The following is a 26,303-nucleotide window of genomic DNA, read 5'->3' on the forward strand; positions in this document are numbered from 1 at the left end:
ATTGAGGATGATCCCCGGTGAAAATCGCCTTCGTCGGCAAGGGCGGCAGCGGTAAGACGACGCTGTCATCGCTGTTCGTGCGGTACCTGGCCGCGTCCGGCCGTGGCGTCGTGGCCGTCGACGCCGACATCAACCAGCACCTCGGCGAGGCGCTCGGTGTGACCGACCCCCGGCGGCTGCCGCCCGCCATGGGCGGTGAGTTGGCCGAGCTCAAGGAGTTCCTGCGCGGCGACAACCCGCGGATCGCCTCGGCCGCCGCCATGGTCAAGACCACGCCGCCCGGCCGAGGCTCCCGGCTGCTGCGCCCCGGCGCCGACGACTGGCTGCACCGCCGCTTCGCCGCCGTGCTGCCCGGCGGCGCCCGGCTGATGGTCACCGGCCCCTTCGACGAGGACGACCTCGGCGTCGCCTGCTACCACTCCAAGGTCGGCGCCGTCGAGCTGTACCTGAACCACCTCGTCGACGGCCCCGACGACCACGTCGTGGTCGACATGACCGCTGGCGCCGACTCCTTCGCCTCCGGCCTGTTCACCCGCTTCGACCTCACCTTCCTGGTGGCCGAACCGACCCGCAAGGGCATCGGCGTCTACCGCCAGTACGCCGACTACGCCCGCGACCACGGCGTACGCATCGCGGTGATCGGCAACAAGGTCACCGGACCCGACGACCTCGCCTTCCTGCAGGCCGAGGTCGGCGACGCGCTGCTGGTCGCCCTGGAGCACTCCGCCGCGGTGCGCGCCATGGAGCAGGGCCGCCCGTTCACCCTCGCGGACCTGGAGCCCGCCAACCGCGAGGCGCTCGGCGTGCTGGCCGACGCGGTGCGCGCCGTCCCGCAGGACTGGGAGACCTTCGGCCGCCAGGCGGTGGAGTTCCACCTCAAGAACGCTCGCGGCTGGGCGAACGCCGCCGTGGGCGCCGACCTCGCCACCCAAGTGGACCCGGATTTCGTGTTCGGCCCCGAGTCGCTGCTGGTCGGCTCACCCAACTGACGCATCACGGCTCTGGCCGTCCACCGGAGCGAGCGCAAGCCCTCCAGCGCCCCTGTGGACAAGCCCATCCGCGGCGCCCGGTTGTCCACAGCCCGCCGCCGCCGCGATGGCGCCGCCCTGGCCGCCGCGGCATTCTCGAACCGTGGCGGTCACGTTGCCGCCTACCAGGTCCTGTCAGGGGAGGGAGAGCCGATGCGCGCTGGTTCCCCCGCACGCACCCGCAGTGGCCTGGACGCCCGAGGGCCGTCGACGCGAGTCGGCGGGGCTTCACGGGAAGCACGGTCCCGGCCAGCCGGGGCCGTTGTTGACAACGAAACGATGGCCAGTGGCGTACCACGGCGACGTGACCGTCCACCATCATCCGCAGACCAGTCCGCAGTCAGCATCCCGGCCCACGGCGGGCCGCCGTCCCCGAAACGGAGGTGAGGCCCACGGCCTCCATCCCACCGGGCCGCCTCCGCAGACAGGAGGCGAACCCCCTCACACCACCGGAACCGGAGAACCCTCGGTCCGGTGCTTACTCCCCACCGGAATCACCAGGGGAGTCCCGGCCACCGGATCGGTGATGACCCGTGCCTCCAAGTCGAACACCTCGGCCAGCAGCCGCTCGGTGATCACCTCGCTCGGCGGCCCCTGCGCCACGATCCTGCCCTCGCGCATCACCACCAGCCGTCCGGCGTAGCGCGCGGCCAGATTGAGGTCGTGCAGGACCATCACGACCGTCCGGCCCAGCTCGGTGTGCAGCCGCTCGATCAGATCGAGCACGTCCACCTGATGGGCGAGGTCGAGGAAGGTCGTCGGCTCGTCCAGCAGCAGCAGGTCGGTACCCTGGGCGAGTGCCATCGAGAGCCAGGCCCGCTGCCGCTGGCCGCCGGACAGCTCGTCCACACCGCGCTCGGCCAGGTCCAGGATGCCGGTGAGCCGCAGCGCCTCGTCCACCGCCGCCTCGTCGTCGGACGACCACTGCTGGTACCAGTGCTGGGTGGGGTGGCGCCCGCGCGCGACCAGGTCCGCGACGGTGAGGCCGTCAGGCGCCTGCGGCGACTGCGGCAGGATGCCGAGCACCCGCGCCACCTCGCGGGTTGGCCGCCGCCGGATCTCGGCTCCGTCGAGCAGCACCCGGCCGGCGTGCGGGCGCAGCAGCCGCCCGAGCGCGCGCAGCAGGGTGGACTTGCCGCAGCCGTTCGGGCCGATGACGGCGGTGATGGTGCCGTCGAGCACGTCCAGGTCCAGGCCGTCGACGACGATGGTGTCGTCGTAGCCCAGGCGCAGGCCCTCGGCGTGCAGTCGCACCTGCGGAGGGGGCGGCTCGGTCATGCGCTGGCCTTCCGGTTGCGGAGGACGAGGAGGTAGATCAGGTAGGCGGCTCCCAGGCTGCCGGTGATGATTCCGACGGGCAGCTGGAAGGCACCGAACAGGCTGCGGGCGGCGAGGTCGGAACCGCAGGTCAGTACCGCTCCCACCAGAGCGGAGGCGAGCAGCGGCGGCCGGTGGCCGCCGGCGAGCCGCAGCGCGATCTGCGGGGCGGCCAGCGAGACGAACAGGATCGGTCCGGCCGCGGCGGTGCCGATGGCGGCCAGCAGGATGGCGAGCAGCAGCAGCACGGAGCGGTCGCGGTCGAGCCGCACGCCCAGGCCGCGCGCGGTGTCGTCGTCGTGGCCGAGCGCGTCGAGCGAGCGGGCGCCCAGCAGCGCGAGCGGCACGAGGACGGCCAGCGCGATCGCCACCGGGACGGCGTTCTCCCAGGTACGGGCGTTGAGGCTGCCGGTGATCCAGACGAGTGCCCGTCCGGCGTCGGTGACCTCGCCCCGGGTGAGCAGCCACAGGGTGACGTTCATCAGCACCGCCGACATACCGACGCCGATGAGCAGCACCCGGTAGCCGTCGATGCCGCGCCGCCAGGCGAGCAGGTACAGGACGCCGCCGGCCAGCAGCCCGCCGGCCAGGGCGGCGAGCGGCACGCCGAGCTGGGCGAGCAGTCCGCTGACGGCGCCGTAGACGCCGCCCGCGACCGCGATCGCCACGACGGCGACGCTGGCGCCGTGGGTGACGCCGAGCAGGTCCGGGCTGGCCAGCGGGTTGCGCATGATCGTCTGGGTGATGGCGCCGGACATGGCCAGCGCCGCACCGACCAGCGCGCCGGTGGCCGCCCGCGGCACCCGCACCTGCCAGACGGTGAACTGGTTGTCGGAGCTGAGCCCGAGCGCGGTGGCGATCACGTCGGCTGCCGGGACGTCGCTGTGGCCGATCAGCAGGCTCGCCAGCAGCGTGCCGAGCAGCGCCAGCGCACCGAGCACGACGGTGGCCGCGCCGCGCAGGCGCAGGACGGCCGAGAACGGGCCGATCCTGACCACCAGGCGCCCGCGGCGGCGCACGGGCGCCCCTGGGGCGGAGGCGAGGAGGGTCATAGCCGGACGAGCCTCCTGCGGCGGACGAGCGCGATGAAGAACGGCGCCCCGATGATCGCCAGCACGATGCCGACCTGGAGCTCGCCGGGCGGCGCGACGACCCGGCCGATCACGTCGGCGGCCACCAGCAGCGCGGCGCCGAGCAGCGCCGAGTACGGCAGCAGCCAGCGGTAGTCGGCGCCGGTGATCCCGCGGGCGAGGTGCGGCACGATCAGACCGACGAAGGCGATCGGCCCGCAGGCGCCGACGGTGACCCCGGTGAGCAGGGTGATGGCCAGCAGTCCGACCACCCGCGCCCGCCCCACCCGGTGGCCCAGCGAGCGGGCGACGTCGTCGCCGAGGGCCAGCGCGTTCAGGGCGGGTCCGTTGGCCAGCGCCAGCACCACGCCGACCAGCAGGAAGGGCAGCATCTGCGGCAGGATCGCGGGGTCGCGCCCCACCAGGGAGCCGACCCGCCAGAACCGGAAGGACTCCATCGTCTGCTGGTCCATCAGCACGATCGCCGAGACCAGCGAGTAGGTGAGCCAGCTGACCGCGGTACCGGCCAGCGCCAGGCTGAGCGGGGTGGGGCCGCGGCCTCGGGTGGATCCGACCAGGTAGACGGCGACGGCGGCCAGGGCCGCCCCGGCGAAGCCGAACCAGGCCAGGCCGAGCAGGTCGGTGACGCCCAGCAGCGCGATGCACAGCACCACCGCCAGCGCCGCGCCGTGGGTGACGCCGAGCAGGCCGGGGTCGCCCAGCGGATTGCGGGTGTGGCCCTGCATGAGGGTGCCGGCCAGGCCGAGTGCGGCGCCGGCCAGCAGTCCGAGCAGGGTGCGCGGGAGCCGGATCTCGTGCACGATCACGTCCGCCTCGGGGCCCGCCGTGGAGGTGAGCGCCTGCCACACCGTGCCGGGGGAGAGCGGGTTCGTGCCGACCGTGACGCTCGCCACTACCGCGGCGGCCAGCGCGGCCAGCAGCACCAGCAGCCCGACCGCCCGACGCCGCCGCCGGGCGCCCGTTTCGGGCGGCCCCGCCGCGACGGCCGCCGCGGCCGGGGGTGTCGCGGTCGTCGGGGTGGTCACTCGGTTCCTTCCGGGCGCGGCGGACGGGTGGCGATGCGGGCGGTTGCTCTTTACGGTACGGCCTGATTAAGTTTGCCACGCCTAAGTTAGGTTCGGCTAAGTGGCCCGCGGGGTATCGGCGGCGGGCGGCTGGAATGTGAGTGGGTTCGGCTATGTACAGCACGCAACGCGCCCGCCGGGGCGGCTCCGGCGCACGCCGGATCGGCCTGGGCCTGGCCGCGGTCACGGTGTCGGTCGCACTGGTCTCCGCCTGCGGCGGCGGCGCCGAGGGCACCGACCCCGCGTCGGTCACCCCGGGCCCGGACGGCTTCCCCCGCGTGGTCGAGCACGCCATGGGCGAGACGGTGATCGAGACGGCGCCCGAGCGGGTGCTCGCACTGGACGCCACCTATGTCGACGCGGCTCTGGCCCTGGAGGCGACCCTCGTCGGCTACACCACCTTCGTGGCCGAGGACGAGCCGCTGCCCGCGTACTTCGGCGAGGCCGCCGAGACCTACGCCGCCGACGCGCGCCCGGTGGGACTGCTCACCCAGGCCGACCCCGAACTGGTCGAGCAGACCGACCCCGACCTGATCCTGTCGGCCCGGGTCCGCGACGAGCAGGGCTACGACCAGTTCTCCGCCATCGCGCCCACGGTCTACTCAGAGGAGACCGGCGCCACCTGGAAGGAGAACCTGCTGCTGGCGGGCGAGGCGCTGGGCCGCGAGGAGCAGGCGCAGCGGCTGGTCTCCGACTTCGAGGCACGCGCCCAGGCCATCGGCGACGCCATCCGCGAGCAGGAGGGCGGTGCCCCCACCGTCTCGATCGTGCGCTTCGCCGGCGACGCCGACGGCGTGCGGTTGTACTCGCGCAACTCCTACATCGGCGTGATCCTGGACGATCTCGGCCTGCCGGCCCCCGAGGGCCAGGCCGAGACCGAGGACATCGTCACCTACCACAGCCCCGAGCGGATCCTGGACCTGGATGCGGAGCACATCTTCGTGGCCACCTACGCCGACGGCACCGGCGAGGTGGAGGCCGACCGCGAGCGCTATACCTCCAGCCCGCTGTGGGACCAGCTCCAGGGCGTCCAGCACGAGGTGGACGACGCCTACTGGATCTCCGGTGTCGGCGTCATCGCCGCCAACCGGGTGTTGGACGACATCGCGGCCGAGTTCGGGGTCGACCCGGCGGTCGGCGGCGCGAGCGCGTCGCCCGGTGCCGGGCCGAGCGGGGAGCCGAGCGACGAGGCGTCGGCCGACGAGTAGCGCACCGCCGCGGCGGGGAGGGGCGTCCGAACGCCCTGTCCCCGCCGTACGCGTGCCCGCACCAGGAAGGACCGCCCATGGAGCTGCCCCGCTCGTTCGCGGGCGCCCCAGCCCGGCCGCTGTCGGCGCTGCCCCCGCCCGTGGTCGCGCGGGTGCGCGAGCTGGCCGGCGGCGGCGAGCCCGTCGCCGGCTACCTGTACGACCCGGACCTGGCCGCGCGGCGCGCGGCCGCGCTGCGGGCGGCGCTGCCCGGCTGGGCCCGCGTCTACTTCGCCCTCAAAGCCAACGGATACCCGCCGCTGGTCGAGCGGCTGGCCGGGGCGGTGGACGGCTTCGAGGTGGCGTCGGCGGCCGAGGCCGAGCAGGCGCTGGCCGCGGGCGGGCCGCGCCGGATCGCGGCCAGCGGCCCCGGCAAGTCCGAGGCGATGCTCGCCGCCCTGGCGCGGGCGCACGCCGAGGGACGCGGCCGGGTGGTCGTGAACGCCGAGAGCGAGCTGGAGCTGTACCGGATATCGGCCGCCGCCGGGGCGGTCGGGACCCGGCTGCGGGTGGCGCTGCGGATCAACCCTGACCGGGTGGCGGTCAGCGGCGCGCTGGCGATGGGCGGTGTGCCGAGCCCGTTCGGGCTGCCCGAGGAGCGGGTCCCGGCCGCGGTCGCGCTGGCCCGGTCGCTGCCCGGTGTGGACCTGGCCGGCTTCCACGTGCACGCCGTCAGCGGGAACCTGGACGCCGCCGCGCACGCCGGCTACGTGCGCTCGGTGCTGGAGTGGTCGGCGGCTGCCGCCGCCCGCCACGGGGTGGCGCTGCGGCTGGTGGATGTCGGCGGCGGCCTCGGGGTGCCCTTCGAGGACGAGGACGCCTTCGACCTGGAGCTGTTCGCGTCCGAGCTGCGCCGGCTGCCCGACCCCGGGGTCGAGGTGGTCGTCGAGCCGGGCCGCTGGATCGCGGCGCCGGCGGGCTGGTACGCCGCCGAGGTCACCGATGTGAAGACCAGCTACGGCACCGCCTTCGCGGTGCTGCGCGGCGGTATCAACCACTTCCAGCTGCCGGTCTCCTGGGAGCTGCGGCACAACTTCGCGGTGGTGCCGGTGCCGGACTGGCCGCCGGGGCGGCCCCGCCCCGAGGCGCGCGGCGTGCCGGTGACCGTGGTGGGGGAGCTGTGCACTCCGGAGGACACCCTGGCCAGGGACGTGACGGTGCCGCTGCTGCGGGCCGGCGACGTGGTGGTCTTCCCCAACGCGGGCGCCTACGGCTTCGAGTTCGCCATGCCCGCCTTCCTGGGCCATCCGCCCGCGTTCCGGCGCTCGGTGCCGCCCACCGCGGCCCCCGGGTCCGTGGTGGGCGGGCGGCCGGCCGAGCCCGCCGCCCGGGCGGCGGGTGACGCCCGGTTCACGGGGGGTGCTCCTTGACGGCCCTCTCGGGCCAACTAAGGTAAGCATTGCCTGATTTGAGTTAGCCATACCTAAGTAGCGGATGGATGCGTGGATCCGTCCGCAGTCGGCCGCGCCCCGCGTCCGGGAGGCAGCGCCGCGCGCCGCACGCACCTAGCGAAGGACCCGCCATGACCCATGCCGAGCTGACGCCCATGCGCACCGCCGCACCGCCGCAGGCCGCCGTCGAGTACACGCACCTCGACGGCGAGGAGGTCGCCGGCGACCCCACCCCCTGGGCGGCGCTGTACGCCGAGGTCTACGCCGGTGCGGCGCACCTCGCCGACCACCGCGACCCGCCCTTCGCCGCCCGCCTGGCGCACAGCGCCGCCCGGCCCGGGTTCCGGCTGACCGCAGGGCACGTCGGCGGGGAGCCCGCCGGTTTCGTCTACGGATACACCCTCGGGCCCGACACCGGCTGGTGGCGCGGCCTGGACCCCGAGCCCGACCCCGGCTTCGTCCAGGAGTGGCCCGGGCGCACCGTGGCGGTGTGCGAGGGCCTGATCCTGCCGCGCTTCCGCGGCCTGGGCCTCACCGGCACCGCCATGGCCGCCTTCCTGACCGGCCGCACCGAGGAGCGCGCCGCCGGGCTGGTCGCGGAGTCCAACGAGCACGCACTCTCCGTCTTCCTCCGGCACGGGTGGATGGCCGTCGGCACCACCGTCCCCTATCCCGGCTGGCGCCGGCACACCGCCATCGTGCTGCCGCTGCGGGCCCGCTGACCCGTGGCCGACTCCGCGATGCTCAGCTCCGACGTCGACCAGGCGTCCGCCCCCGTACCCGACCGCGCCGCGATGCGCGGCATCCTGGACCGCCAGGAGCGCCGCGAATCCGCCGCGCGCACCTACGCCCGGCGCTTCCCCGTCGTCCCCGTCCGGGCGCACGGCATGACCGTCGAGGGCGCCGACGGCCGCTGCTACCTGGACTGCCTGTCCGGCGCCGGCACCCTCGCCCTGGGCCACAACCACCCGGTGGTGGTCGACGCCCTGCGCAAGGTGCTCGACTCCGGCCGGATGCTGCACACCCTGGACCTCGCCACCCCCGAGAAGGACGACTTCACCGACGCGCTGCTGGCCGGCCTGCCCCGCGCGTTCGCCGAGCGGGCCCGCGTCCAGTTCTGCGGCCCGGCCGGCACCGACGCGGTGGAGGCGGCGCTCAAGCTCAGCCAGACCGCCACCGGCCGCGGCGGCCTGCTCGCCTTCACCGGCGCCTACCACGGCATGACGCTGGGCGCGCTGGCCGTCTCCGGTGGCGTCGCCGCCAAGGAGCCGGTCACCGGCATCGCCGCCGACGTCACCCGGCTGCCCTTCCCCTACTCCTACCGCTGCCCGTTCGGCATCGGCGGCGAGCAGGGCGAGCACGTCGCCGCCGAGTACGCCGCCCGGCTGCTCGACGACCCCTCCGGCGGCGTCACCCCGGCGGCGGCGCTGCTGGTGGAGCCGGTGCAGGGCGAGGGCGGCGTGGTGCCGGCCCCCGACGGCTGGCTGCGCCGCCTGCGCGAGCTGACCGCCCGGCACGGCACCCTGATGATCGCCGACGAGGTGCAGACCGGCGCCGGGCGCACCGGCGCCATGTGGGGCGTGCAGCACTCCGGCGTGCTGCCCGACATCATGGTCATGTCCAAGGCCATCGGCGGCGGGCTCCCGCTGGCCGTGATCGCCTACCGCGACGACCTGGACGTGTGGCGCCCCGGCGCGCACGCGGGCACCTTCCGCGGCACCACCCTGGCGATGGCGGCCGGAGCCGCCACCCTGCGCTTCATCGCGGCCGAGCGGCTGGCCGAGCGCGCCGCCGAACTGGGGGAGCGGATGCTGGCGCGGCTGCGCGAACTGCGCGGGCGCTTCGCCTCGGCCGGCGACGCCCGCGGCCGCGGCCTGATGCTCGGCCTGGAGATCGTGGACCCGTCGGGGGAGCCCGACGCGCTCGGCGCGCTGCCCGCCGCCCCGCTGCTGGCCAGGAGGGTGCAGGCCGAGGCGCTGCGCGCCGGTGTCATCGTGGAACTGGGCGGGCGGCACGATGCCGTGGTGCGGCTGCTGCCGCCGCTGACCATCACCGACGAGGAAGCGGACCGCGTGCTGGCCGTGCTGGCCGACGCGATCGGGACCGCGGAGCGGAGAACGCTGCGATGACCCTGCCGACACGCGTGCCGCCGGGTGCGCCGGCCCACGCGGACGCCCTCGCGGAACTGGTCGAGGAGGCGCTGCGCGGCCTCGCCGACGGCCGGGCCGACCGGGGCGGCCCGGCGCCGCAGGGGCCGCCCGGGCGGCTGGCCGCCGCGCTGCTGGGCGACCTGGGCGAGCCGCTGCCCGAGGAGCCGCAGGGGCCGGGCGCGCTGTACGAGCTGACCCGCAGGTACGCGGCGGGCGCCGCCGACCCTGCCGACCCGCACTGCGCCGCGCACCTGCACTGCCCGCCGCTGGCGGTGGCGGTCGCCGCGGACCTGGCCGCCTCGGCGCTCAACCAGTCCCTGGACTCCTGGGACCAGGCGCCGGCCGCGACCGTGCTCGAACCCCAGGTCGTGCGGGCGCTGGCCGGGCTGGTCGGCTTCAACCCTGCGGCGGCCGGGGGCGTGGTCACCACGGGCGGCACGGAGTCCAACCTCACCGGGCTGATGCTGGCCCGCGACACCGCGCTGCGCGAGCGCTTCGGCGTGGACGCCGCACGCGCCGGAGTGGCCGCCGCACCGGCCCGTCCGAGGATCCTGTGCGGCGCCGCCGCGCACTTCTCGGTGCAGCGCTCGGCCGCCCTGCTCGGCCTGGGCGAGGACGCCGTACTGGCGGTGCCGGTCGACGAGGGCCACCGGATGCGGCCCGAGGCGCTGCGCGCGGCGCTGGACGCCGTCGCGGCGGCGGGGGAGTTCACCGCCGCCGTCGTCGCCACCGCGGGCACCACCGACCTCGGCGGCATCGACCCGCTGCCCGCCGTCGCCGACCTGGCCGCCGAGTATGGCGCCTGGCTGCACGTGGACGCCGCCTACGGCGGCGGCGCGCTGTTCTCCGACCGGCTCGCCGGGCTGCTGACCGGCCTGGACCGGGCGGACTCCGTCGCGCTCGACCTGCACAAGCTGGGCTGGCAGCCGGTGGCCGCCGGGGTGTTCCTCACCCGCGACGCCGCCCTGTTCGAGCCGCTGGCCAGGAAGGTCGCCTACCTCAACCCGGCCGACGACGAGGAGGCCGGCTACCCGAGCCTGCTCGGCCGGTCGCTGCGCACCACCCGCCGCGCCGACGTGTTCAAGATCGCGGTGACGCTGCGCGCCCTGGGCCGCCGCGGCCTGGGCGCGCTGGTCGACGGCTGCCACGAGCTGGCCGCGCACGCCGCCCGCCGCATCGCCGCCGAAGCCCGCCTGGAGCTGGCGGCCCCGCCCGTGCTCACCTCGGTGGTGTTCCGCTACCGCACCGGCGCCGGGGACGCCGCCGACGACCGCGCCAACGCCGCGCTGCGCCGCCGGCTGCTCGCGCAGGGGCGCGCCGTGGTCGGCCGCACCGAGTTCGGCGGCCGGATCTGGCTGAAGCTCACCCTGCTCAACCCCGACGCCACCCCCGCCGATGTGGACGCGCTGGTGGACCAGGTGGCGGCGGCCGGAGCCGCCGAGGAGGCGGGCGCCGCCGCCCCCGAGGGGGAGGCCGGATGAGCACGCCGAACGGCCCGGGCGAGCCGGGCGCCAGATCCGGCGCGCACGCCTTCGACCTGGTCGGCATCGGCCTGGGCCCCTTCAACCTGGGGCTGGCCGCGCTCGCCGAGCCCGTCGAGGGCCTGGACACGCTGTTCCTGGAGGCCGAGCCGTCCTTCAGCTGGCACCCGGGGCTGCTGCTGGAGGGCGCCCGGCTCCAGGTGCCCTTCCTCGCCGACCTGGTCAGCCTGGTCGACCCCACCAGCCGCTGGTCCTTCCTCAACTACCTGCGCGAGCACGACCGGCTCTTCCCCTTCTACTTCGCCGAGCGCTTCCACATGCCCCGGGTGGAGTACGACGCCTACTGCGGGTGGGTCGCCCGCGAGCTGGAGCGGCGCGGCCGCTGCCGCTTCGGCGCTCCGGTGGCGTCGGTGCGCTGGGACGGCGACGCCTTCGCCGTCGAGGTCCGGCCGCCCGGCGGCGCGGGGTACCAGGTGCGCGCCCGCGACGTGGTGCTCGGCATCGGCACCGAGCCGGCGCTGCCGCGACCGCTGGCGGAGCTGCTGGCGGCGGAGGGCGGGGCGGCGCCCCCCGAGGGAGAGGTCTGCCACTCCGGCGACTACCTGCGCCACGCCGCCACCCTGCTGGCCGCCGACGACATCACCGTGGTCGGCTCCGGGCAGTCCGGCGCCGAGGTCTTCCTGGAGCTGCTGCGCGACCCCGCGCCCCGGCGGCTGCGCTGGATCACCCGCTCGCCCGCCTTCGCGCCGATGGAGTACTCCAAGCTCGGCCTGGAGCACTTCACCCCCGACTACACCCGCTACTTCCACGGCCTGCCCGAACCGGTCCGCGACCGGCTGGTGCCCCGGCAGTGGCAGCTGTACAAGGCGATCAGCGCCGACACCATCGCCGACATCCACGACGCCCTCTACCAGCGGAGCCTGCGCCCGGGCCTGCCCGAGGCGACCCTGATGCCGGGGGTGGAGCTGTCGGCGGCCGAGCGCGACGGCGGCGGCTACCGGCTGCACTGCCACCACCTCGACCAGGACCGCGCCTTCTCCTTCCGCACCCGACGGATCGTGGCGGCCACCGGCTACCGGCCGCGCCGCCCCGACCTGCTCGACCCGCTCGCCGCCTTCCTCGGCACCGACGGACGGGGCCGGCTGCGGGTCGGCGCCGACTACCGGGTCGCCACCGACCCCAAGGTGCGCGGCGGCCTGTACGTGCAGAACGCCGAGGAGCACACCCACGGGGTGGGCGCACCCGACCTGGGCCTGGGCGCGTGGCGGAGCGCCACCATCCTGAACGCGGTGACCGGCCGCACCGTCTACCGGCTCCCCGAGCGCACCGCCTACACCACCTTCGGCGTCGACGGGTCCGACGGCGCCGGGCCGGGGGAGCGGGGGCCGCGCCGGTGAGCACGCGGGCGACCCGGCACGTCTACCTCGCGGTCATCGTGCTGCACCTGGTGGCCGACGTGGCGCTCAGCCCGTTCTACCCGCAGCTGTTCGAGCGGCTGTTCGGCATCACCGACCTGAACGCCACCGGCGTGTTCATCTGGGTCTGCCGGCTCACCGCCGTGGCGGCGCTGCCGCTGTGGGGGCTGGCCGCCCGACGCGTCCCGGTGGGATGGCTGGTGGTGGCGGGCCTGGCCGCCTCGGCCGTGCTCAGCTTCGCGCTCGGCTTCGCCCCCACCTTCACCGCCTTCACCGTGCTGTCGGCCGCGCTGGTGTTCACCACGATGGCGCTCGTGCTGGCCTATCCGGCCTTCATGAGCCTGGGCGCCGAGCACGACCGGATCAGGGACGTGCGCAGCTACGCCTACGTGATCAACATCGGCACGGTGGCCGCCACCCTGATCGGCGCCGGGGTGATGGCGCTGCCCGAGGTCCGCTGGGGCATCTCGGCCTTCGCGCTGGTCGACATCGTGCTGGCCGCCGCCTGCTACCGGGTGCTGCTGCGCTCGCGCCGGGGCGCCGGTGCGGCCGGGCGCCCCGACGGCGCGGCCGGGACCGCCGCCGCCACCGGCGAGGCGCCGGTGGGCGCGCGGGCCGGGTCGGCCGGGGGCGCCGGGTCCGCGGGCACCCTGGTCCGCGCGGTGGCGCTGCTCGCGGTGCTGGTGCTCGTGTCGGAGGTGGGCCGCCAGGTGGTGCGCCCCTTCTTCACCGCCTACGCCGAGGCGGGCGGCGCCGGGCCGCTCGCCGCCGCGGTCCTGTACCTGCTGCCGCAGCTGGTGGCGGTCGCCGTGCTGCCGTCGGTGGTGCGGGTGCACCGGCTGCTCGGCGGCTGGCTGCTGCCGCTGTCGTGCGCGGCCTGCGCGGCCGGGCTGCTGATGCAGCTGCCGGCCGCCGAACCGGGGCCGCTGCTGGTGGCCGGGAGGATACTGTTCGGCGCCGGCCTCGGCTTCGGCCACATCGCCCTGGACCTGCGCGTGTTCGAGGCGGTCGGCACCCGGGGGCCGGCCTTCGCCGCCGTCGGCACGGGACGTACCGTCGGCACCCTGGTCAGCCCGGTGCTGGCCACTCCGCTGGCCGGCGCGGACCTGGCGGCGCCGCTGGCCGCCGGGGCCGGCCTGTTCGCGGCGCTGACCCTGCTCGCGCCGCTCGCCCTGCTCCGCCCGTCCGCCCGGCCCCCGGCGGCACCCGCCGCCGGGCCACCGGTGAAGGAGAGTGACGATGTCCGTGTCGGCTAGCCCGGCGGGCCCGCCTGCGTCGGCGCCGCCCCCCAGCGGTACCGATCCGGTGCTGAACCGGGAGAACTGGCGCGCGGCCGGGGCCGCGCTGCTGGCCCGCACCGTGGCCGAACTGGCCTATGAGGAGATGGCGGTGCCGGTCCCCGACGGCGGCCCCGGCCGGTGGCGGCTGGACCTCGACGGCGGCGTCACCTACCGCTTCACGGCCCGCCGCGCCGCCTTCGGCGCCTGGCGGGTGGACCCGTCCTCGCTGGTCCGGACGGCCGGCGGAGCCGAGGAGCCGGCCTGCGACCCGCGCCGCTTCGTGCTGGACGCCCGGTCCGCGATCGGGCTGCCCGGTGACGTGCTGGCCGACGTCGTCCGCGACATCACCGCCACCCAGACCGCCGACGCCCGGCTGCGCGCCTCGCTGCCCACCGCCGCCGAGCTGGCCGAGCTCTCCCACGAGGACCTGGAGGCGCACCAGACCGGGCACCCCTGCATGTTCCTGAACAAGGGCCGCACCGGCTTCTCCGCGGCCGACGCCGAGCGCTACACCCCCGAGGCGCGCGGCGACTTCCGGCTGGAGTGGATCGCGGTCGCCCCCGATCTCGGCGGCTTCCAGGCCGTGCCCGGACTGGACCGGCACCGGCTGCTCGCCGAGGAGCTGGACCCCGCCACCCGCGCCGCCTTCGCCGCCGCGGTCCGCGCGGCCGGCGCCGACCCGGACGCCTACCTGTGGCTGCCGGTGCACCCCTTCCAGTGGGACGAGGTGGTGCGGCCGCTGTTCGCCGCCGAGATCGCCGAAGGGCGGCTGGTGCACCTGGGGCAGAGCCCGGACCGCTACCGGCCGCTCCAGTCGGTGCGCACCCTCACCAACCTCGACAAGCCCTCGCGGCGCAATGTCAAGGTGCCGCTGATGATCCGCAACACCCTGGTGTGGCGGGGCCTGTCGGCCACCCAGACGCGGTGCGCGCCGCACACCACCGCCTGGCTGCGCGAACTGGCCGACGGGGATCCGTTCCTGCGCGAGGAGTGCCGGGTGGCGATGCTGGCGGAGTCGGCCTCGGTCACCGTGCCGCACCCGGCCTTCGCCGAGGCGCCCGACGCCCCGTACCGCTACCACGAGCTCCTCGGCGCGATCTGGCGCGAGCCGGTGCACAACTACCTGGAGCCGGGCGAGCGGGCCAGGACGATGGCCGCGCTGCTGACCGAGGGCAGCGACGGGCGCGCCTTCGCCGCCGAGCTGGTGGCCCGCTCCGGCCTGGACGCCCACGCCTGGCTGCGCGCCTTCCTGCACGCCCTGCTCCCGCCGGTGCTGCACTACCTGTACCGGTACGGCGCGTCCTTCACCCCGCACGGGGAGAACGTGGTGCTCGTCTTCGACCGGCGCGAGGTGCCGGTGCGGATCGCGCTGAAGGACTTCGGCTCCGACGTCGAACTGCTCCCCTTCGACCTGCCCGAGTACGCGCGGCTGCCCGAGCACGTGCGCGCCGTGCTGCACCGCTGGCAGCCGGGCGAGCTGGCCCACTCCGTGCTCTCGGCCATCTGCGCCGGGCACTTCCGCTACTTCACCGACATCGCCGAGCGGCACCTCGGCGTGCCCGAGGACGCGTTCTGGGCGCTGGTGCGCGAGGAGATCACCGCCTACCACGGTCGCTTCCCGGAGCTTTCGGAGCGCTTCGCCTGGTTCGACCTGCTGGCGCCGGTGATCGACCGGGTGGCGCTCAACCGGGAGCAGCTGATCGGCGGCGGCTTCCACGACCGCGCCGAGCGCGACGCCCAGTTCGACGTCATGTACGGCAAGGTCGTCAACCCGCTGCACCGGCCGGAGCCCGGCACCGCGCCGGCGGGCCCGCCGGAGGCACCGGAAGGCGGCCGCGCGTGACCGCCGCACCGCAGACCGCCCCCGGCCCGGCCGCGCCGTCGGGGTCAGCCGCAATGGCGCTGCCGCCCGAGCTGACCGGGAAGCACTGGCGGCGCGCAGCCCGCGAGCTGGCGGCCAAGATGCTCGCCGAGCTGAGCTTCGAGGAGGCGCTGCGCCCCGAACCGGCCGGGGAGGGCCGCTGGACGGTGCGGCTGGACGGCGGGGACGGCGGACCGGTCGCCTACTCCTTCGCCGCCCGCCGCACCAGCCTGGACGGCTGGCGCCTGGAGTACGGATCGGTGCTGCGGCACGCCGCCGGCGGCGCCGCCCCGGCCGAGGACCCGTTCGCGCTGCTGGCCGACCTGGCCGCGCACTGGCGGATGGACCCGGCCGTCACCGCGCTCACCGTCACCGAGCTGAGCGCCACCCTGAGCGCCGACGCGCACCTGCTGGCCACCGGTCCGGACGCGGCGCGGCTGGCGGACCTGCCCTACGCCGAGCTGGAGGGCTATCAGACCGGGCACCCGTGGATCTTCGCCAACAAGGGCAGGGTGGGCTTCTCCGCCGCCGACCGGCGCCGCTACGCGCCCGAGGCGCGCCGCCTCATGCCGCTGCCGTGGATCGCGGTCCACCCGGACCTGGCCGACTACCACGCGGTGGAGGGGCTGGACATGGCCGCCCTGCGCGCCGCGGAGCTGGGAGAGGGGCACCGGAGCCGCTTCGGCGCGGCGCTGCGCGAGGGCCTGGCCCGCGCCGGGGCGACCGGCGCCGACCCCGAGCGCTACGTGTGGCTGCCGGTGCACCCCTGGCAGTGGGACGAGGTGGTGGTGCCGCACTTCGCCGCCGAGCTGGCCGGCGGGCGGATCGTGCCGCTGGGCGAGGCCGCCGACCGCTACCTGCCGCAGCAGTCCATCCGCACCTTCACCAATATGGACCGCCCCGACCGCCTCAACGTCAAGCTGTCGCTGTCCATCCTCAACACCATGGTCTACCGGGGCATCCCCACCGAGCTGGCGCGGGCCGCCCCGCGCAGCACCGCCTGGGTGCACGCGCTGCGCGACCGCGATCCCTTCCTCGCCGAGGAATGCCGGATCGTGCTGCCCGGGGAGGTGGCCGCGGTGGCCGTCCGCCACCCCTCGCTGGAGGCGATCCCCGGCGCCCCCTACCGGTACCGGCAGCTGCTGGGCGCGCTGTGGCGCGAGCCGGTCGACCGCCTGCTCGACCCCGGCGAGCGGGCCCGCACCTTCGCCGCGCTGCTGCACGTGGACCCGGCCGGCCGCGCGCTGGCGGCCGAGCTGGTCCGCCGTTCCGGGCTGACCGGCGAGGAGTGGCTGGACCGGCTCTTCGGCGCGGTGCTGCCCCCGCTGCTGCACCTGCTGTACCGGTACGGGCTGGCCTTCAACCCGCACGGCGAGAACGCCATCGTGGTCTACGACGAGCGCGACGTGCCGGTGCGGCTGGCCGTCAAGGACTTCGTCGATGACATGAAGCTGCTCGACACCGACATCGACGCCTATGCGGACCTGCCCCCCGAGGCGCTGGCCGTGCTGATGCGCTTCGGCGCGCCCGAGCTGACCGCCTCCCTGGTGAAGTCGCTGCTCACCGGGCACTTCCGCTATCTCGCGCCGCTGGCCGCCGAGCAGCTGGGCGTGCCCGAGGCGCGCTTCTGGGAGCTGGTGCGCGGCCGGGTGCTCGGCTACCAGGCCCGCTTCCCCGAGCTGGCCGGGCGCTTCGCCCTGTTCGACCTGCTGGGGCCGGACTTCGAGCGGGTCTGCCTGAACCGCGAGCGGCTGCTCGGCGGCGGCTACCACGACCGCGCCGAGCGCGACGCCGAGTTCCACCTGGACGCCTCCCGGGTGCCCAACCCGCTGCACGTACCGACGGAGGAGGAGCGATGAGCAGCAGCCCGCTCGCCGAGCGGCCGCCGTTCCCGGTCCCGCTGGAGCGGCTGCGCGCCGACGCCGCCTCGGGCGCGATCGACAACGTGATCGTCGGCCTGCCCGACCTCCAGGGCCGGGTGCAGGGCAGCAGGCTGGACCCGGAGTACTTCCTGGAGCGGGTGGTGCCCGGCGGCTTCGACGCCTGCGTCTACCTGCTCGCCGTCGACATCGACATGGAGGCCAGGCCCGGCTACGCGCTCGACCCCTGGGCCAGGGGCCTGGGCGACTTCGCGGTGGCCCCCGACCTGTCCACCCTGCGCTACCTGCCCTGGGACCCGGGCACCGCCCTGGTGCTCGGCGACGCGCACTGGCCCGGCGGCGAGCCCGTGGAGGTGGCGCCGCGCCGGGTCCTGGGCCGCCAGCTGGACCGGCTGGCCGGACGCGGCTGGCGGGCGCTGGCAGGCACCGAGCTGGAGTTCCTGGTCTTCGCCGAGGACTACGCGCAGGCGCACCGCCTCGACTACCGCGGCCTCACCCCGGCCACCCGGCACAGCGCCGACTACGCGCTGGGCGCCGTCGCCGGGATCGACCCGCTGATGCGCGAGATCCGCACCGCGATGACCCGCGCCGGGCTGCGGGTGGAGTCGGCCAGGGGCGAGGTGCACCCCGGCCAGTACGAGATCGTGTTCCGCTACGACGACGCCCTGCGCACCTGCGACAACCACGTCGTGTACAAGACGGGCGCCCGCCGGATCGCCGCCGACGCGGGCGCCGCCCTCACCTTCATGGCCAAGTTCGACGGCGGCGAGGGCAACTCCTGCCACGTCCACCTGTCGCTGCGCGACGCCGAGGGGCGCCCGGTGTTCGCGCCGGAGGAGGAGGGCGGTGCGGGCGGCCCGGCCGGTCCCGACGGGCTGGCGCCCGCGCTGCGGCACTTCGTGGCCGGGCAGCTCGCCTGCATGCGCGAGTTCGCGCTGCTGCACGCACCGACCGTGAACTCCTACAAGCGGCTGGCGCCGGGCGCCTACGCGCCCAGCGCGGTGGCCTGGGGCGTCGACAACCGGACGTGTGCGGTACGGGTGGTCGGGAAGCGGGAGTCCCAGCGCATCGAGTTCCGGGTGCCGGGCGGGGACGCCAACCCGTACCTGTCGGTGGCGGCGATCGTCGCGGCGGGGCTGTACGGGATCGAGCGCGCGCTGCCGCTGGGGGAGCCCTTCGACGGCAACGCCTTCGCGGCCGAGCTGCCCCGCCTGCCGGAGTCGCTGGAGGAGGCGGTGCGGCTGTGGGAGGGCAGCGAAGCGGCGCGCGAGGCATTCGGCGCCGAGGCGGTGCGGCACTACGCCGCGGCGGGGCGTTCGGAACTGGCCGCCTTCGCCGCAGAGGTGACCGACTGGGAGCGCCGCAGGGGATTCGAGCGCTGGTGATCGGAGTACCCGGGTCGCGCTGGCAGCGTCCTTGCCATTAGGCTAGCCTAAGCTAAACGCGACGACGTGAGGAGTCCGACGGTATGTCCGTGCGCGAGCTCGGTGCCCTCTCCGGCACCGCCGAGGCGGCCGACGGCTGGCTGCCGGGCTCGGCCATGCTCGACCCGGACGTGCTCCGCACCGCGCTGCGCAGCCACGAGCGGCTGTGGAAGGCCCCTGAGCACGTCGCCGCCGCCCTGTGGTGGAAGGCGTACACCTACTGGGTGGCGCTGGAGCCCGCCACCCGCTGGATGCGCACCGGTACCGGTGCCGAGGTCGGCCTCGACCACGTCGAGCTCCAGCTCGACTCCGACCTCCGCTGCGTGCGGCTGCGCCCGCCGGGCGGGCGCGGAACACCGCCCCCCGCCGCGCTGGCCGACGCCGAGGAGGGCCTGTCCGCCCTGGTGGAGGCGGTCGTCGTCCGCCACCTGGAGCCCGTCGGACGCACCCTGGCCGACGTCACCCGGCTGGGGGCCCGCGGCATGTGGGGCTCGATCATGTCCGGGCTCGCCTGGGCGCTGCTGGACGACGACACCGCCACCCTCGCCGACGTCGAGCGGCTGCTGGACGCGGTGCCCTGCCCCTACGGCCGCCTGGTCGACCCGGCCGAGCTGGTCTCGGCCGACGGCGCCGCCAAGCCCTACCCGCTCCGCCGCACCTGCTGCTTCTACTACCAGGTCCCCGGCGGCCAGGTCTGCCTCACCTGCCCGCTGCTCAGCGACGCCCAGCGCGACGAGATCACCGCTCCCGGCGGCCAGCACATCCGCCGCCCCTGCTCCTGAGGCTCCGGCGCGCGTCCGCTCCGCCCGCCCGTTCGGGCGCGCGGGCGCGCTCTGGCACAATCCAGGCGTGGACGCCCAGCTCATCGCGCTGATCGCCACCGCCGCACCTGCTCGCCTGGCGAGCGGTCCACGTGGTCCCGGCCGCCCGCGCCTCCGTCATCGAGGGCCTCAGCCGCTACCACCGCACCGCCTATGCGGGGTCGCCTTCCTGGTCCCCGCCGGCCGGCCGGGCGGCGCTCCGCCGCCATGAGGACACCACAGGGGAGGACCACCATCACCGACGACCACGGGGTGCGCCCCGCCGTCCCCGCCGACGTGCCCGCGGCGGTGGACACCCTGGCGCGGGCCTTCGCCGACTACCCCTTCACCCGGCACGTGATCGCGGCCGACGGCCACGCCGAGCGGGTGCGCCGCTTCCAGGAGCTGTTCCTCACCCGGGTCGGGATGGCCTACGGCCGGGTCTGGGTGGCCGGCGGCGGCCGCGCCGTCGCCGTGTGGACCACCCCCGAACGCGACCCGTCCCCGGGCTTCGCCGAGGTGGCGCCACTGCTGGACGGGCTGGCGGGCGAGCGCGCCGAGGCGATGCGGGCGGCGGAGGAGGCCATGGAGCCGCACCGCCCCCGCGAACCCGTCTGGTTCCTCGCCGCGGTGGGGGTCGACCCCGGCTCCCAGGGCCGCGGCCTGGGCGGCGCGGTGCTGCGCCCCGGGCTGGCCGCGGCCGAGCGGGCCGGGATCCCGGCCTTCCTGGAGACCTCCAGCGAGCGCAACGTCGCCTTCTACCGCCGGCTCGGCTTCGAGCTCGCGGCCGAGGTCGAACTGCCGGGCGGCGGGCCGCGCACCTGGGCGATGCGGCGCCCGCCGACGGGCTAGGGGCGGCCGGTCAGGCCGGCTCGGCCTCGCCGTCGGGTTTCGGGCGCTCCTTGGGCGGGCGGCCGCGGCGGGGGATCCTCCCGGCGTTGCCGGGCAGCCGCCCGGCGTCGGCCAGCGCGCGGCGCAGGACGAACTCGATCTGGGCGTTGGTGCTGCGCAGCTCGTCGGCGGCCCACCGCGCGAGGGCGTCGTGGACCGCCGGATCGAGCCGGAGCAGGACCTTCTTGCGCTCGGTCACCATCCTCCTCGGCGGGTGCCGCCAGGCGGCCGCCCGGCTACTGGTAGAGGGAGCCGGTGTTGACCACGGGCTGGGCGTCGCGGTCGCCGCACAGCACCACCAGCAGATTGCTCACCATGGTCGCTTTGCGCTCCTCGTCCAGGTCGACCACCTCGTGCTCGGCCAGCCGCGCCAGCGCCAGCTCGACCATGCCCACGGCGCCCTCCACGATCCGCTGCCGGGCGGCCACGATCGCGCCGGCCTGCTGGCGGCGGAGCATGGCGTGCGCGATCTCCGGCGCGTAGGCCAGGTGGGTGAAGCGGGACTCGATGATGTGCACTCCGGCCGACTCCACCCGGGCGGCGATCTCCAGCGAGAGCTTCTCGGTGATCTCGTCGGCGTTGTCGCGCAGCGAGAGCTCGCCGTCGCCGTGGGCGTCGTAGGGGTAGCTGTTGGCGATGTGCCGGACGGCCGTCTCGGCCTGGGTGCCGACGAACTCGACGAAGTCGTCCACCTCGAAGCTGGCCCGGGCGGTGTCCTTGACCTGCCAGACCACCACCGAGGCGATCTCGATCGGGTTGCCGTCGGCGTCGTTGACCTTCAGCGTCGCGGTCTCGTGGTTGCGGATCCGGGTGGACACCTTGTGCCTGCTGGTCAGCGGGTTCACGAAGCGCAGCCCGTCGAGTCGGATCGTGCCGGTGTAGCGGCCGAACAGCTGCACCACCCGCGCCTCGCCGGGGGCGACGTTGGTCAGCCCGCACAGCACGATGAAGCTGCCCACGGCGAGCAGCACCCCGCCCAGGATCATGGGCACGCCCAGGGCGGGCGCGTCGTTCGCGGCGGTGACGATGCCCCACACCGCCACTCCGGCGCCGCCGATCAGCCCGAGCAGGCCGAGGCCCAGCACGGGGATGCCCGACGATCCGGTGATCAGCCGCTCGCGCACCTGGGGGGCGGGCATCTCGACCGAGACGTCGACCTCGGGTCCCACACTCATCTCGCGTCCTTCCTGATCGGTGCCGCGGTACGGCGATATCTAATGTCATAGTGATATCACATTTTCGCGGATCCGGTGCGATCGGCCCGGCGGCCGGGGTCGGCCAAGCGCTTGCCCGCGGCGGCGCGGAGGCGGGATCGTGTATTCCGGCTCGGAAGGGATTCGGCCGGTTTTCCCCGTTCCCGACCTTCGGTGCCGCCGAGCCGCAGACCACCATTGCCACCGAGATCCATTCACGTAGCCCCACGCACGCGTGAGGTCAGGGGACCACCATGACCCGTGCAGGGCAGCACGCCTCCACACCCCGAAGCCACGGGGCGACCACCCGGGGCCTGGACCACGTCGCCGGCTCAAGACTCGACGAGGGCCGCTTCGGCCGGATGTTCCGCCGGCTGCCGGCCTACCTGCCCGACGACGAGCGCATCGCCGCAGTCGCCGCCGTGATGGCCGAGCCCTCGCCGCCCGATCCGGCCGGCGACAACGACGCCATCCCGGCCGGATACACCTACATCGGCCAGTTCGTCGACCACGACCTGACCTTCGACCCCGTCTCCAGCCTGGAGCGGCGCAACGACCCCGACGCGCTCACCAACTTCCGCACCCCCAGGTTCGACCTGGACAGCGTCTACGGGCGCGGCCCGCGCGACCAGCCCTACCTCTACGACCAGGCCGACGGCCGCAGCCTGCTGGTCGGCGAGCACGACGACCTGCTCGACCTGCCCCGCAACGGCCAGGACACCGCCCTCATCGGCGACCCACGCAACGACGAGAACGTCTTCGTCAGCCACGTCCACCTGACGATGCTGCTGTTCCACAACCGCGTCGTGGCCCGCCTCGGCGACTTCCCCGAGGCCGCGCCGCAGGCCGGCGAGGACGCCTTCGCCGCCGCCCAGCGGGTGGTGCGCTGGCACTACCAGTGGGCCGTGGTGCACGACTTCCTCCGCCGGATCGTGGGCGAGGACACCTTCGACGACGTGCTGCCGCGCGAGCCGCTGGTGCGCGGCGGGCGCGAGGTGGAGCGGCCCCGGCTGCGCTTCTTCAACTGGAACCGGCAGCCCTTCATGCCGGTGGAGTTCAGCGTCGCCGCCTACCGCTTCGGCCACTCCATGATCCGGGCCGGGTACAAGCTGAACACCACCGTGCCCGGGCTGCCCGTCTTCACCAGCGAGCCGATCGGCGAGGCCGACCCGCTCAGCCACTTCGGCGGCTTCCGCCGGCTGCCCCCGTTCTGGCAGATCGAGTGGCGGCGCTTCTTCGAGATCGAGGGCAAGCGCGACCCCGACCTCCAGCCCACCCGGGCCATCGACGTCCACATCGCGCCCCCGCTGCTGGCGCTGCCGCCCGAGGAGGCGCCCGGCATGGCCTCGCTGGTCCGGCGCAACCTGGTGCGCGGCGCCCGCCTCGGACTGCCGTCCGGCCAGGCCGTGGCCAGGGCCATGGGCGTGGAGCCGCTGTCGGGGTCCGAGCTGGGCCTGCCCGGGCGCGGGCCGGCCCCGCTGTGGTACTACGTGCTGCGCGAGGCGCAGGTCCTGGCCGGCGGCCGCCACCTCGGCCCCGTCGGCGGCCGCATCGTCGCCGAGGTCTTCCTCGGCCTCCTCGCCGCCGACCCCTCCTCCTATCTGCGCACCGACCCCGGCTGGCGCCCCTTCCTCCCGGGCGCCGAAGCCGGTGACTTCACCGTGCCCGACCTGATCACCTTCACCGGCTTCGGCCTGGACGAGGTCTGAGCCCCGCCTCCCGCCGCCCCCGGCCCGGGGCGGCGGGAGTCCCGGCCCGCGGACCCAGCGTCTACAGTGCGGGGAGAGGCGGAGCGGAAGGCGGGTGCGGTGCCGGTACCAGCGGAGGTGCGCGAGCGGCTGCGCGCCTTCCTGCCCGAGGGCGCCCGGATGCGCTACGTCTGCCCCATCGCCCTGGCCGGCGGCTCGGCGTGCCTCTACCTGGTCGTCGCCGACTCCATGATCACCCTGGTCTCCACCCGGCTGCTCCGCCCCTCGGAGCCGGACGCGGTCTGGTCGGTGTACCCGCGCCGCGTCCGGCTCGGCCCCGTCGAGACCGGCTCCACCCCCATGTTCCGGCTCGGCGAGTACTGGTACGAGATCGACGACGAGTACATCGCCGTCATCAGCGCCGCCGACGCCGAACTCGGCACCGCCGCACTCCCCGACGACCCCTTCCCGGACGGCTGAACCGGCCGGGAAGCCCCATTGATCGTTTCGCTGGCGCGTGCGCGCCCCCGCGCGGGCGGTCCCGGGTGACAATGGCCCCATGACCGGCATCCGCGCGCTCACCGTCCACCCGGGCCAGGCCGGGACGCTCCGGGTCGAGGAGGTGCCCGAACCCCGGCCGGGCCCGGGCGAGCTGCTGGTCGACGCGCTCGCGCTCGGCGTGTGCGGAACCGACCGCGAGATCGCCGACGGGCTGTTCGGCGCCCCGCCGCCCGGCGCCGACCGGCTGGTGATCGGGCACGAATCGCTGGGCCGGGTCGCCTCCGCGCCGCCCGACAGCGGCTTCGCCCAGGGCGATCTGGTCGTCGGCGTGGTGCGCCGGCCCGATCCGGTGCCCTGCGGCCCGTGCGGGCAGGGCCAGTTCGACATGTGCCGCAACGGCCGCTACACCGAGCGCGGCATCACCGGCCACCACGGCTTCGGCGCGCAGCGCTGGACCGTGGAGGCCGACTACGCCGTCCGGCTGGACCCGGAGTTGGAGCGCGTCGGCGTGCTGCTCGAACCGACCACCATCGTGGCCAAGGCCTGGGACCAGATCGAGCGGATCGGCGCGCGCGCCTGGTTCGAACCGCGCCGGGTGCTGGTCGCCGGGGCCGGCCCGATCGGGCTGCTCGCCGCGCTGCTCGGCCGACAGCGCGGCCTGGACTGCCACGTCCTGGACCGGGTCGACTCCGGCCGCAAACCCGAACTGGTGGCCGCCCTCGGCGCCACCTACCACACCGGCGGGCTGGCCGAGGTCGCCCGCGCCGTGCGGCCCGACGTGGTCATCGAGGCGACCGGCGTGGCCCGGCTCGTGGTCGACGCGATGCACGCCCCGGCCGGCACCGGCATCGCCTGCCTGCTCGGCGTCTCACCCGACGAGACCTTCCCCGTCGACATCGGCGCCGTCAACGGCGACATGGTGCGGCTGAACTCGGTGGTGTTCGGCTCCGTCAACGCCAACCTGCACCACTACGCGCTCGCCGTCCGCGCCCTCGCCGCCGCCGACCGCGCCTGGCTGGAGGGCATGATCACCCGTCGGCTGCCCCTGGACCGAGCCGCGGAGGCGTTCCACCCGGCCGACGACGAGGTCAAGGTCGTCATCGACCTGTGAGCCGCCTCAGGGTGCCGTTTCGCCCTGGAGGCGCCGGGTAGCGGCCGCGGCGACCTGCGAGCCGACCCCGAGGAGTCCTGAATGACCGGCACCGTGCGGCCCGACGACATCTGGGAGCTGGCCAGGTCGGGGATGGAGACCCCGACCCTCTCCTACGACACGTCGAGCCGCCAGGTCCTGGTGCTCCCCAACGCCTACGACGAGAACCGGGACCCGCTCGGCGGCCCCCTGCTGGAGGAGAGCCCGGAGAGCGGCCGCTACCTGGTGCTGCTGACCCTGCCCGAACTGGTCGCCCGGGTGGCCCCCGGCGAGCTGGACGCCGAGAGCGCCCGGCGGATCGCCGACGAGATCAACGCGAGCGCCCCCTGGGAGGCGCCGCCCGAGGACCGCTGGCTGCCGATCGCCTCCTATGGCGGATGACCGCGACCGGGCCGCCGACGCGCCCCGCGAGCTCGCGCGGGCGGGACTGCGGCCCAGCTCCCCCGACGAACCCGGCTACACGCGCCGCCGCCACGGGCGCGGCTTCCGCTACTTCGCCCCCGACGGCCGCGCCGTCACCGACCACGAGACCAAGGCGCGGCTGAAGGACCTGGTCATCCCACCCGCGTGGACCGAGGTGTGGATCTGCGTCGAACCCGACGGGCACGTCCAGGCCGTCGGCACCGACGACGCCGGGCGGCGCCAGTACCTCTACCACCCCCGGTGGCGGGCGCTGCGCGACCGCGCCAAGCACGACCGGGTGCTGGACTTCGCCGAGCGGCTGCCCGAGGTGCGCGAGCGGGTGGCGGCCGGCCTCGACCAGGGCGGCCTGGGCCCCGAGCGGGTGCTGGCGGGCTCGATCCGCCTGGTCGACCTCGGCTTCTTCCGCTCCGGCGGCGAAAGCTACGCCGACGAGAACGACACCTACGGCGTCGCCACGCTGCTGCGCGAGCACGTCAGCTGCACCAGGGGGCGGGTCGTCTTCGACTACCCCGCCAAGGGCGGTCGGCGCCGCGAGGTCGAGCTGGCCGACGACCGGCTGTGCGCCCTGGTGACCGCGCTGAAGCGGCGGCGCGCGCCGGGCCCCGAACTGCTCGCCTACCGGGTGCCCGGCGGCTGGCACGACGTGCGCTCCGAGGACGTCAACGGCTACCTGCGCGAACTGGCCGGACCCAAGGCGAGCGTGAAGGACTTCCGCACCTGGCACGCGACCGTCCTCGCCGCGGTCGGCGTCGCCGTCTCCACCGACGTGCCGCGCGACTCGGCGGGCCGGCAGCGCGCCGAGGCGCGGGTGGTGTCAGAGGTGGCGGAGTACCTCGGCAACACCCCGGCCGTGGCCCGCGCCTCCTACATCGACCCCCGCGTCTTCGAGCTGTACCGGCGGGGCGTCACCATCCGGTCGAAACTTCCGAAACTGGCCGCCGACGCCTCCTTCGGCGAGCTGTCCACCGGCGGCCCGGTGGAGGACGCCGTGCGCACCATGCTCCGCCGGGCCCGGGACTGACGCCGCG

Annotated in this window: 23 protein-coding genes; 17 read left to right on the top strand and 6 right to left on the bottom strand. The window is 75.3% G+C overall.

Going from position 1 to position 26,303, the window contains the following annotated elements; translation table 11 throughout:
• Window positions 1-17 precede the first annotated feature (17 nt).
• The gene (locus CLV72_RS03760; RefSeq protein WP_106239207.1) at window positions 18-989 is read left to right on the top strand and encodes an ATP-binding protein; all 972 of its coding nucleotides are present in this window, start codon (window positions 18-20) and stop codon (window positions 987-989) included.
• A gap of 480 nt (window positions 990-1,469) precedes the next feature.
• Here CLV72_RS03760 and CLV72_RS03765 read toward each other — a convergent pair whose 3' ends face one another.
• The 3 genes from CLV72_RS03765 to CLV72_RS03775 are packed head-to-tail and all read right to left on the bottom strand — an operon-like array spanning window position 1,470 to window position 4,461.
• Window positions 1,470-2,306 (bottom strand): ABC transporter ATP-binding protein, encoded by an 837-nt coding sequence (locus CLV72_RS03765; protein ID WP_106239211.1) that lies wholly within the window; start codon window positions 2,304-2,306, stop codon window positions 1,470-1,472.
• Window positions 2,303-3,397 carry a FecCD family ABC transporter permease gene (locus tag CLV72_RS03770; RefSeq protein ID WP_106239214.1) on the bottom strand — a complete coding sequence of 365 codons (1,095 nt, stop codon included), beginning with the start codon at window positions 3,395-3,397 and terminating at the stop codon, window positions 2,303-2,305. The genes CLV72_RS03765 and CLV72_RS03770 overlap by 4 nt, the downstream gene beginning before the upstream one ends.
• Window positions 3,394-4,461 carry a FecCD family ABC transporter permease gene (locus tag CLV72_RS03775; RefSeq protein ID WP_106239218.1) on the bottom strand — a complete coding sequence of 356 codons (1,068 nt, stop codon included), beginning with the start codon at window positions 4,459-4,461 and terminating at the stop codon, window positions 3,394-3,396. The genes CLV72_RS03770 and CLV72_RS03775 overlap by 4 nt, the downstream gene beginning before the upstream one ends.
• A gap of 152 nt (window positions 4,462-4,613) precedes the next feature.
• Between CLV72_RS03775 and CLV72_RS03780 the strand changes: the two genes are divergently transcribed.
• The 12 genes from CLV72_RS03780 to CLV72_RS03835 all read left to right on the top strand — a co-directional run bounded on the left by CLV72_RS03780 (window position 4,614) and on the right by CLV72_RS03835 (window position 20,281).
• A complete protein-coding gene (locus CLV72_RS03780) occupies window positions 4,614-5,708 on the top strand; it encodes an ABC transporter substrate-binding protein (protein ID WP_106239221.1) in 1,095 nt (364 codons plus the stop codon).
• Between the two features lie 77 nt (window positions 5,709-5,785).
• On the top strand, window positions 5,786-7,117 hold the full coding sequence (locus CLV72_RS03785; RefSeq protein ID WP_106239225.1) for an alanine racemase: 1,332 nt from the start codon (window positions 5,786-5,788) through the stop codon (window positions 7,115-7,117).
• A 152-nt stretch (window positions 7,118-7,269) separates the two neighbouring features.
• A complete protein-coding gene (locus CLV72_RS03790) occupies window positions 7,270-7,860 on the top strand; it encodes a GNAT family N-acetyltransferase (RefSeq protein ID WP_245929846.1) in 591 nt (196 codons plus the stop codon).
• Window positions 7,861-7,863: 3 nt separating this feature from the next.
• Window positions 7,864-9,267 (top strand): diaminobutyrate--2-oxoglutarate transaminase family protein, encoded by a 1,404-nt coding sequence (locus tag CLV72_RS03795; RefSeq protein WP_211302679.1) that lies wholly within the window; start codon window positions 7,864-7,866, stop codon window positions 9,265-9,267.
• The gene (locus tag CLV72_RS03800) at window positions 9,264-10,769 is read left to right on the top strand and encodes a pyridoxal phosphate-dependent decarboxylase family protein (RefSeq protein ID WP_106239229.1); all 1,506 of its coding nucleotides are present in this window, start codon (window positions 9,264-9,266) and stop codon (window positions 10,767-10,769) included. The genes CLV72_RS03795 and CLV72_RS03800 overlap by 4 nt, the downstream gene beginning before the upstream one ends.
• A complete protein-coding gene (locus CLV72_RS03805; protein ID WP_106239232.1) occupies window positions 10,766-12,166 on the top strand; it encodes a lysine N(6)-hydroxylase/L-ornithine N(5)-oxygenase family protein in 1,401 nt (466 codons plus the stop codon). Before CLV72_RS03800 ends, CLV72_RS03805 begins: the two co-directional genes overlap by 4 nt.
• Window positions 12,163-13,440, top strand: a complete 1,278-nt coding sequence (locus tag CLV72_RS03810; protein WP_106239235.1) for a hypothetical protein — start codon at window positions 12,163-12,165, stop codon at window positions 13,438-13,440. Before CLV72_RS03805 ends, CLV72_RS03810 begins: the two co-directional genes overlap by 4 nt.
• Window positions 13,424-15,307, top strand: coding sequence for an IucA/IucC family protein (locus tag CLV72_RS03815; RefSeq protein ID WP_106239238.1), 1,884 nt, complete (start codon window positions 13,424-13,426; stop codon window positions 15,305-15,307). Before CLV72_RS03810 ends, CLV72_RS03815 begins: the two co-directional genes overlap by 17 nt.
• Window positions 15,304-17,184 (top strand): IucA/IucC family protein, encoded by a 1,881-nt coding sequence (locus CLV72_RS03820; protein WP_245929847.1) that lies wholly within the window; start codon window positions 15,304-15,306, stop codon window positions 17,182-17,184. Before CLV72_RS03815 ends, CLV72_RS03820 begins: the two co-directional genes overlap by 4 nt.
• Window positions 17,181-18,590, top strand: coding sequence for a glutamine synthetase family protein (locus tag CLV72_RS03825; RefSeq protein ID WP_106239244.1), 1,410 nt, complete (start codon window positions 17,181-17,183; stop codon window positions 18,588-18,590). Before CLV72_RS03820 ends, CLV72_RS03825 begins: the two co-directional genes overlap by 4 nt.
• Window positions 18,591-18,673: 83 nt before the next feature.
• Window positions 18,674-19,411, top strand: coding sequence for a (2Fe-2S)-binding protein (locus CLV72_RS03830; RefSeq protein ID WP_106239247.1), 738 nt, complete (start codon window positions 18,674-18,676; stop codon window positions 19,409-19,411).
• 246 nt (window positions 19,412-19,657) lie between these two features.
• A complete protein-coding gene (locus CLV72_RS03835) occupies window positions 19,658-20,281 on the top strand; it encodes a GNAT family N-acetyltransferase (RefSeq protein ID WP_106239250.1) in 624 nt (207 codons plus the stop codon).
• 10 nt (window positions 20,282-20,291) lie between these two features.
• On the opposite strand, the gene CLV72_RS03840 is transcribed toward CLV72_RS03835, so the two are convergent.
• Window positions 20,292-20,519 (bottom strand): type II toxin-antitoxin system antitoxin, encoded by a 228-nt coding sequence (locus CLV72_RS03840; protein WP_106241270.1) that lies wholly within the window; start codon window positions 20,517-20,519, stop codon window positions 20,292-20,294.
• Between the two features lie 37 nt (window positions 20,520-20,556).
• On the bottom strand, window positions 20,557-21,495 hold the full coding sequence (locus CLV72_RS03845; RefSeq protein ID WP_106239254.1) for an SPFH domain-containing protein: 939 nt from the start codon (window positions 21,493-21,495) through the stop codon (window positions 20,557-20,559).
• Between the two features lie 272 nt (window positions 21,496-21,767).
• Between CLV72_RS03845 and CLV72_RS03850 the strand changes: the two genes are divergently transcribed.
• Window positions 21,768-23,222 (top strand): peroxidase family protein, encoded by a 1,455-nt coding sequence (locus CLV72_RS03850; protein ID WP_106239258.1) that lies wholly within the window; start codon window positions 21,768-21,770, stop codon window positions 23,220-23,222.
• 206 nt (window positions 23,223-23,428) lie between these two features.
• Here the strand turns inward: CLV72_RS03850 and CLV72_RS33860 are convergent, their stop codons facing one another.
• On the bottom strand, window positions 23,429-23,617 hold the full coding sequence (locus CLV72_RS33860; RefSeq protein WP_425428040.1) for a ShlB/FhaC/HecB family hemolysin secretion/activation protein: 189 nt from the start codon (window positions 23,615-23,617) through the stop codon (window positions 23,429-23,431).
• 152 nt (window positions 23,618-23,769) lie between these two features.
• On the opposite strand from CLV72_RS33860, the gene CLV72_RS03860 reads away from it, so the two are divergent.
• The 3 genes from CLV72_RS03860 to CLV72_RS03870 all read left to right on the top strand — a co-directional run bounded on the left by CLV72_RS03860 (window position 23,770) and on the right by CLV72_RS03870 (window position 26,296).
• Entirely contained in the window at window positions 23,770-24,813 is a 1,044-nt protein-coding gene (locus tag CLV72_RS03860) for a glucose 1-dehydrogenase (protein ID WP_106241273.1), read from the top strand.
• Window positions 24,814-24,894: 81 nt separating this feature from the next.
• Window positions 24,895-25,233, top strand: coding sequence for a hypothetical protein (locus CLV72_RS03865; RefSeq protein ID WP_106239265.1), 339 nt, complete (start codon window positions 24,895-24,897; stop codon window positions 25,231-25,233).
• On the top strand, window positions 25,223-26,296 hold the full coding sequence (locus CLV72_RS03870; protein ID WP_106239271.1) for a DNA topoisomerase IB: 1,074 nt from the start codon (window positions 25,223-25,225) through the stop codon (window positions 26,294-26,296). Before CLV72_RS03865 ends, CLV72_RS03870 begins: the two co-directional genes overlap by 11 nt.
• Window positions 26,297-26,303: the final 7 nt, after the last annotated feature.

The organism is Allonocardiopsis opalescens (assembly GCF_003002095.1).
GTDB lineage: Bacteria > Actinomycetota > Actinomycetes > Streptosporangiales > Streptosporangiaceae > Allonocardiopsis > Allonocardiopsis opalescens.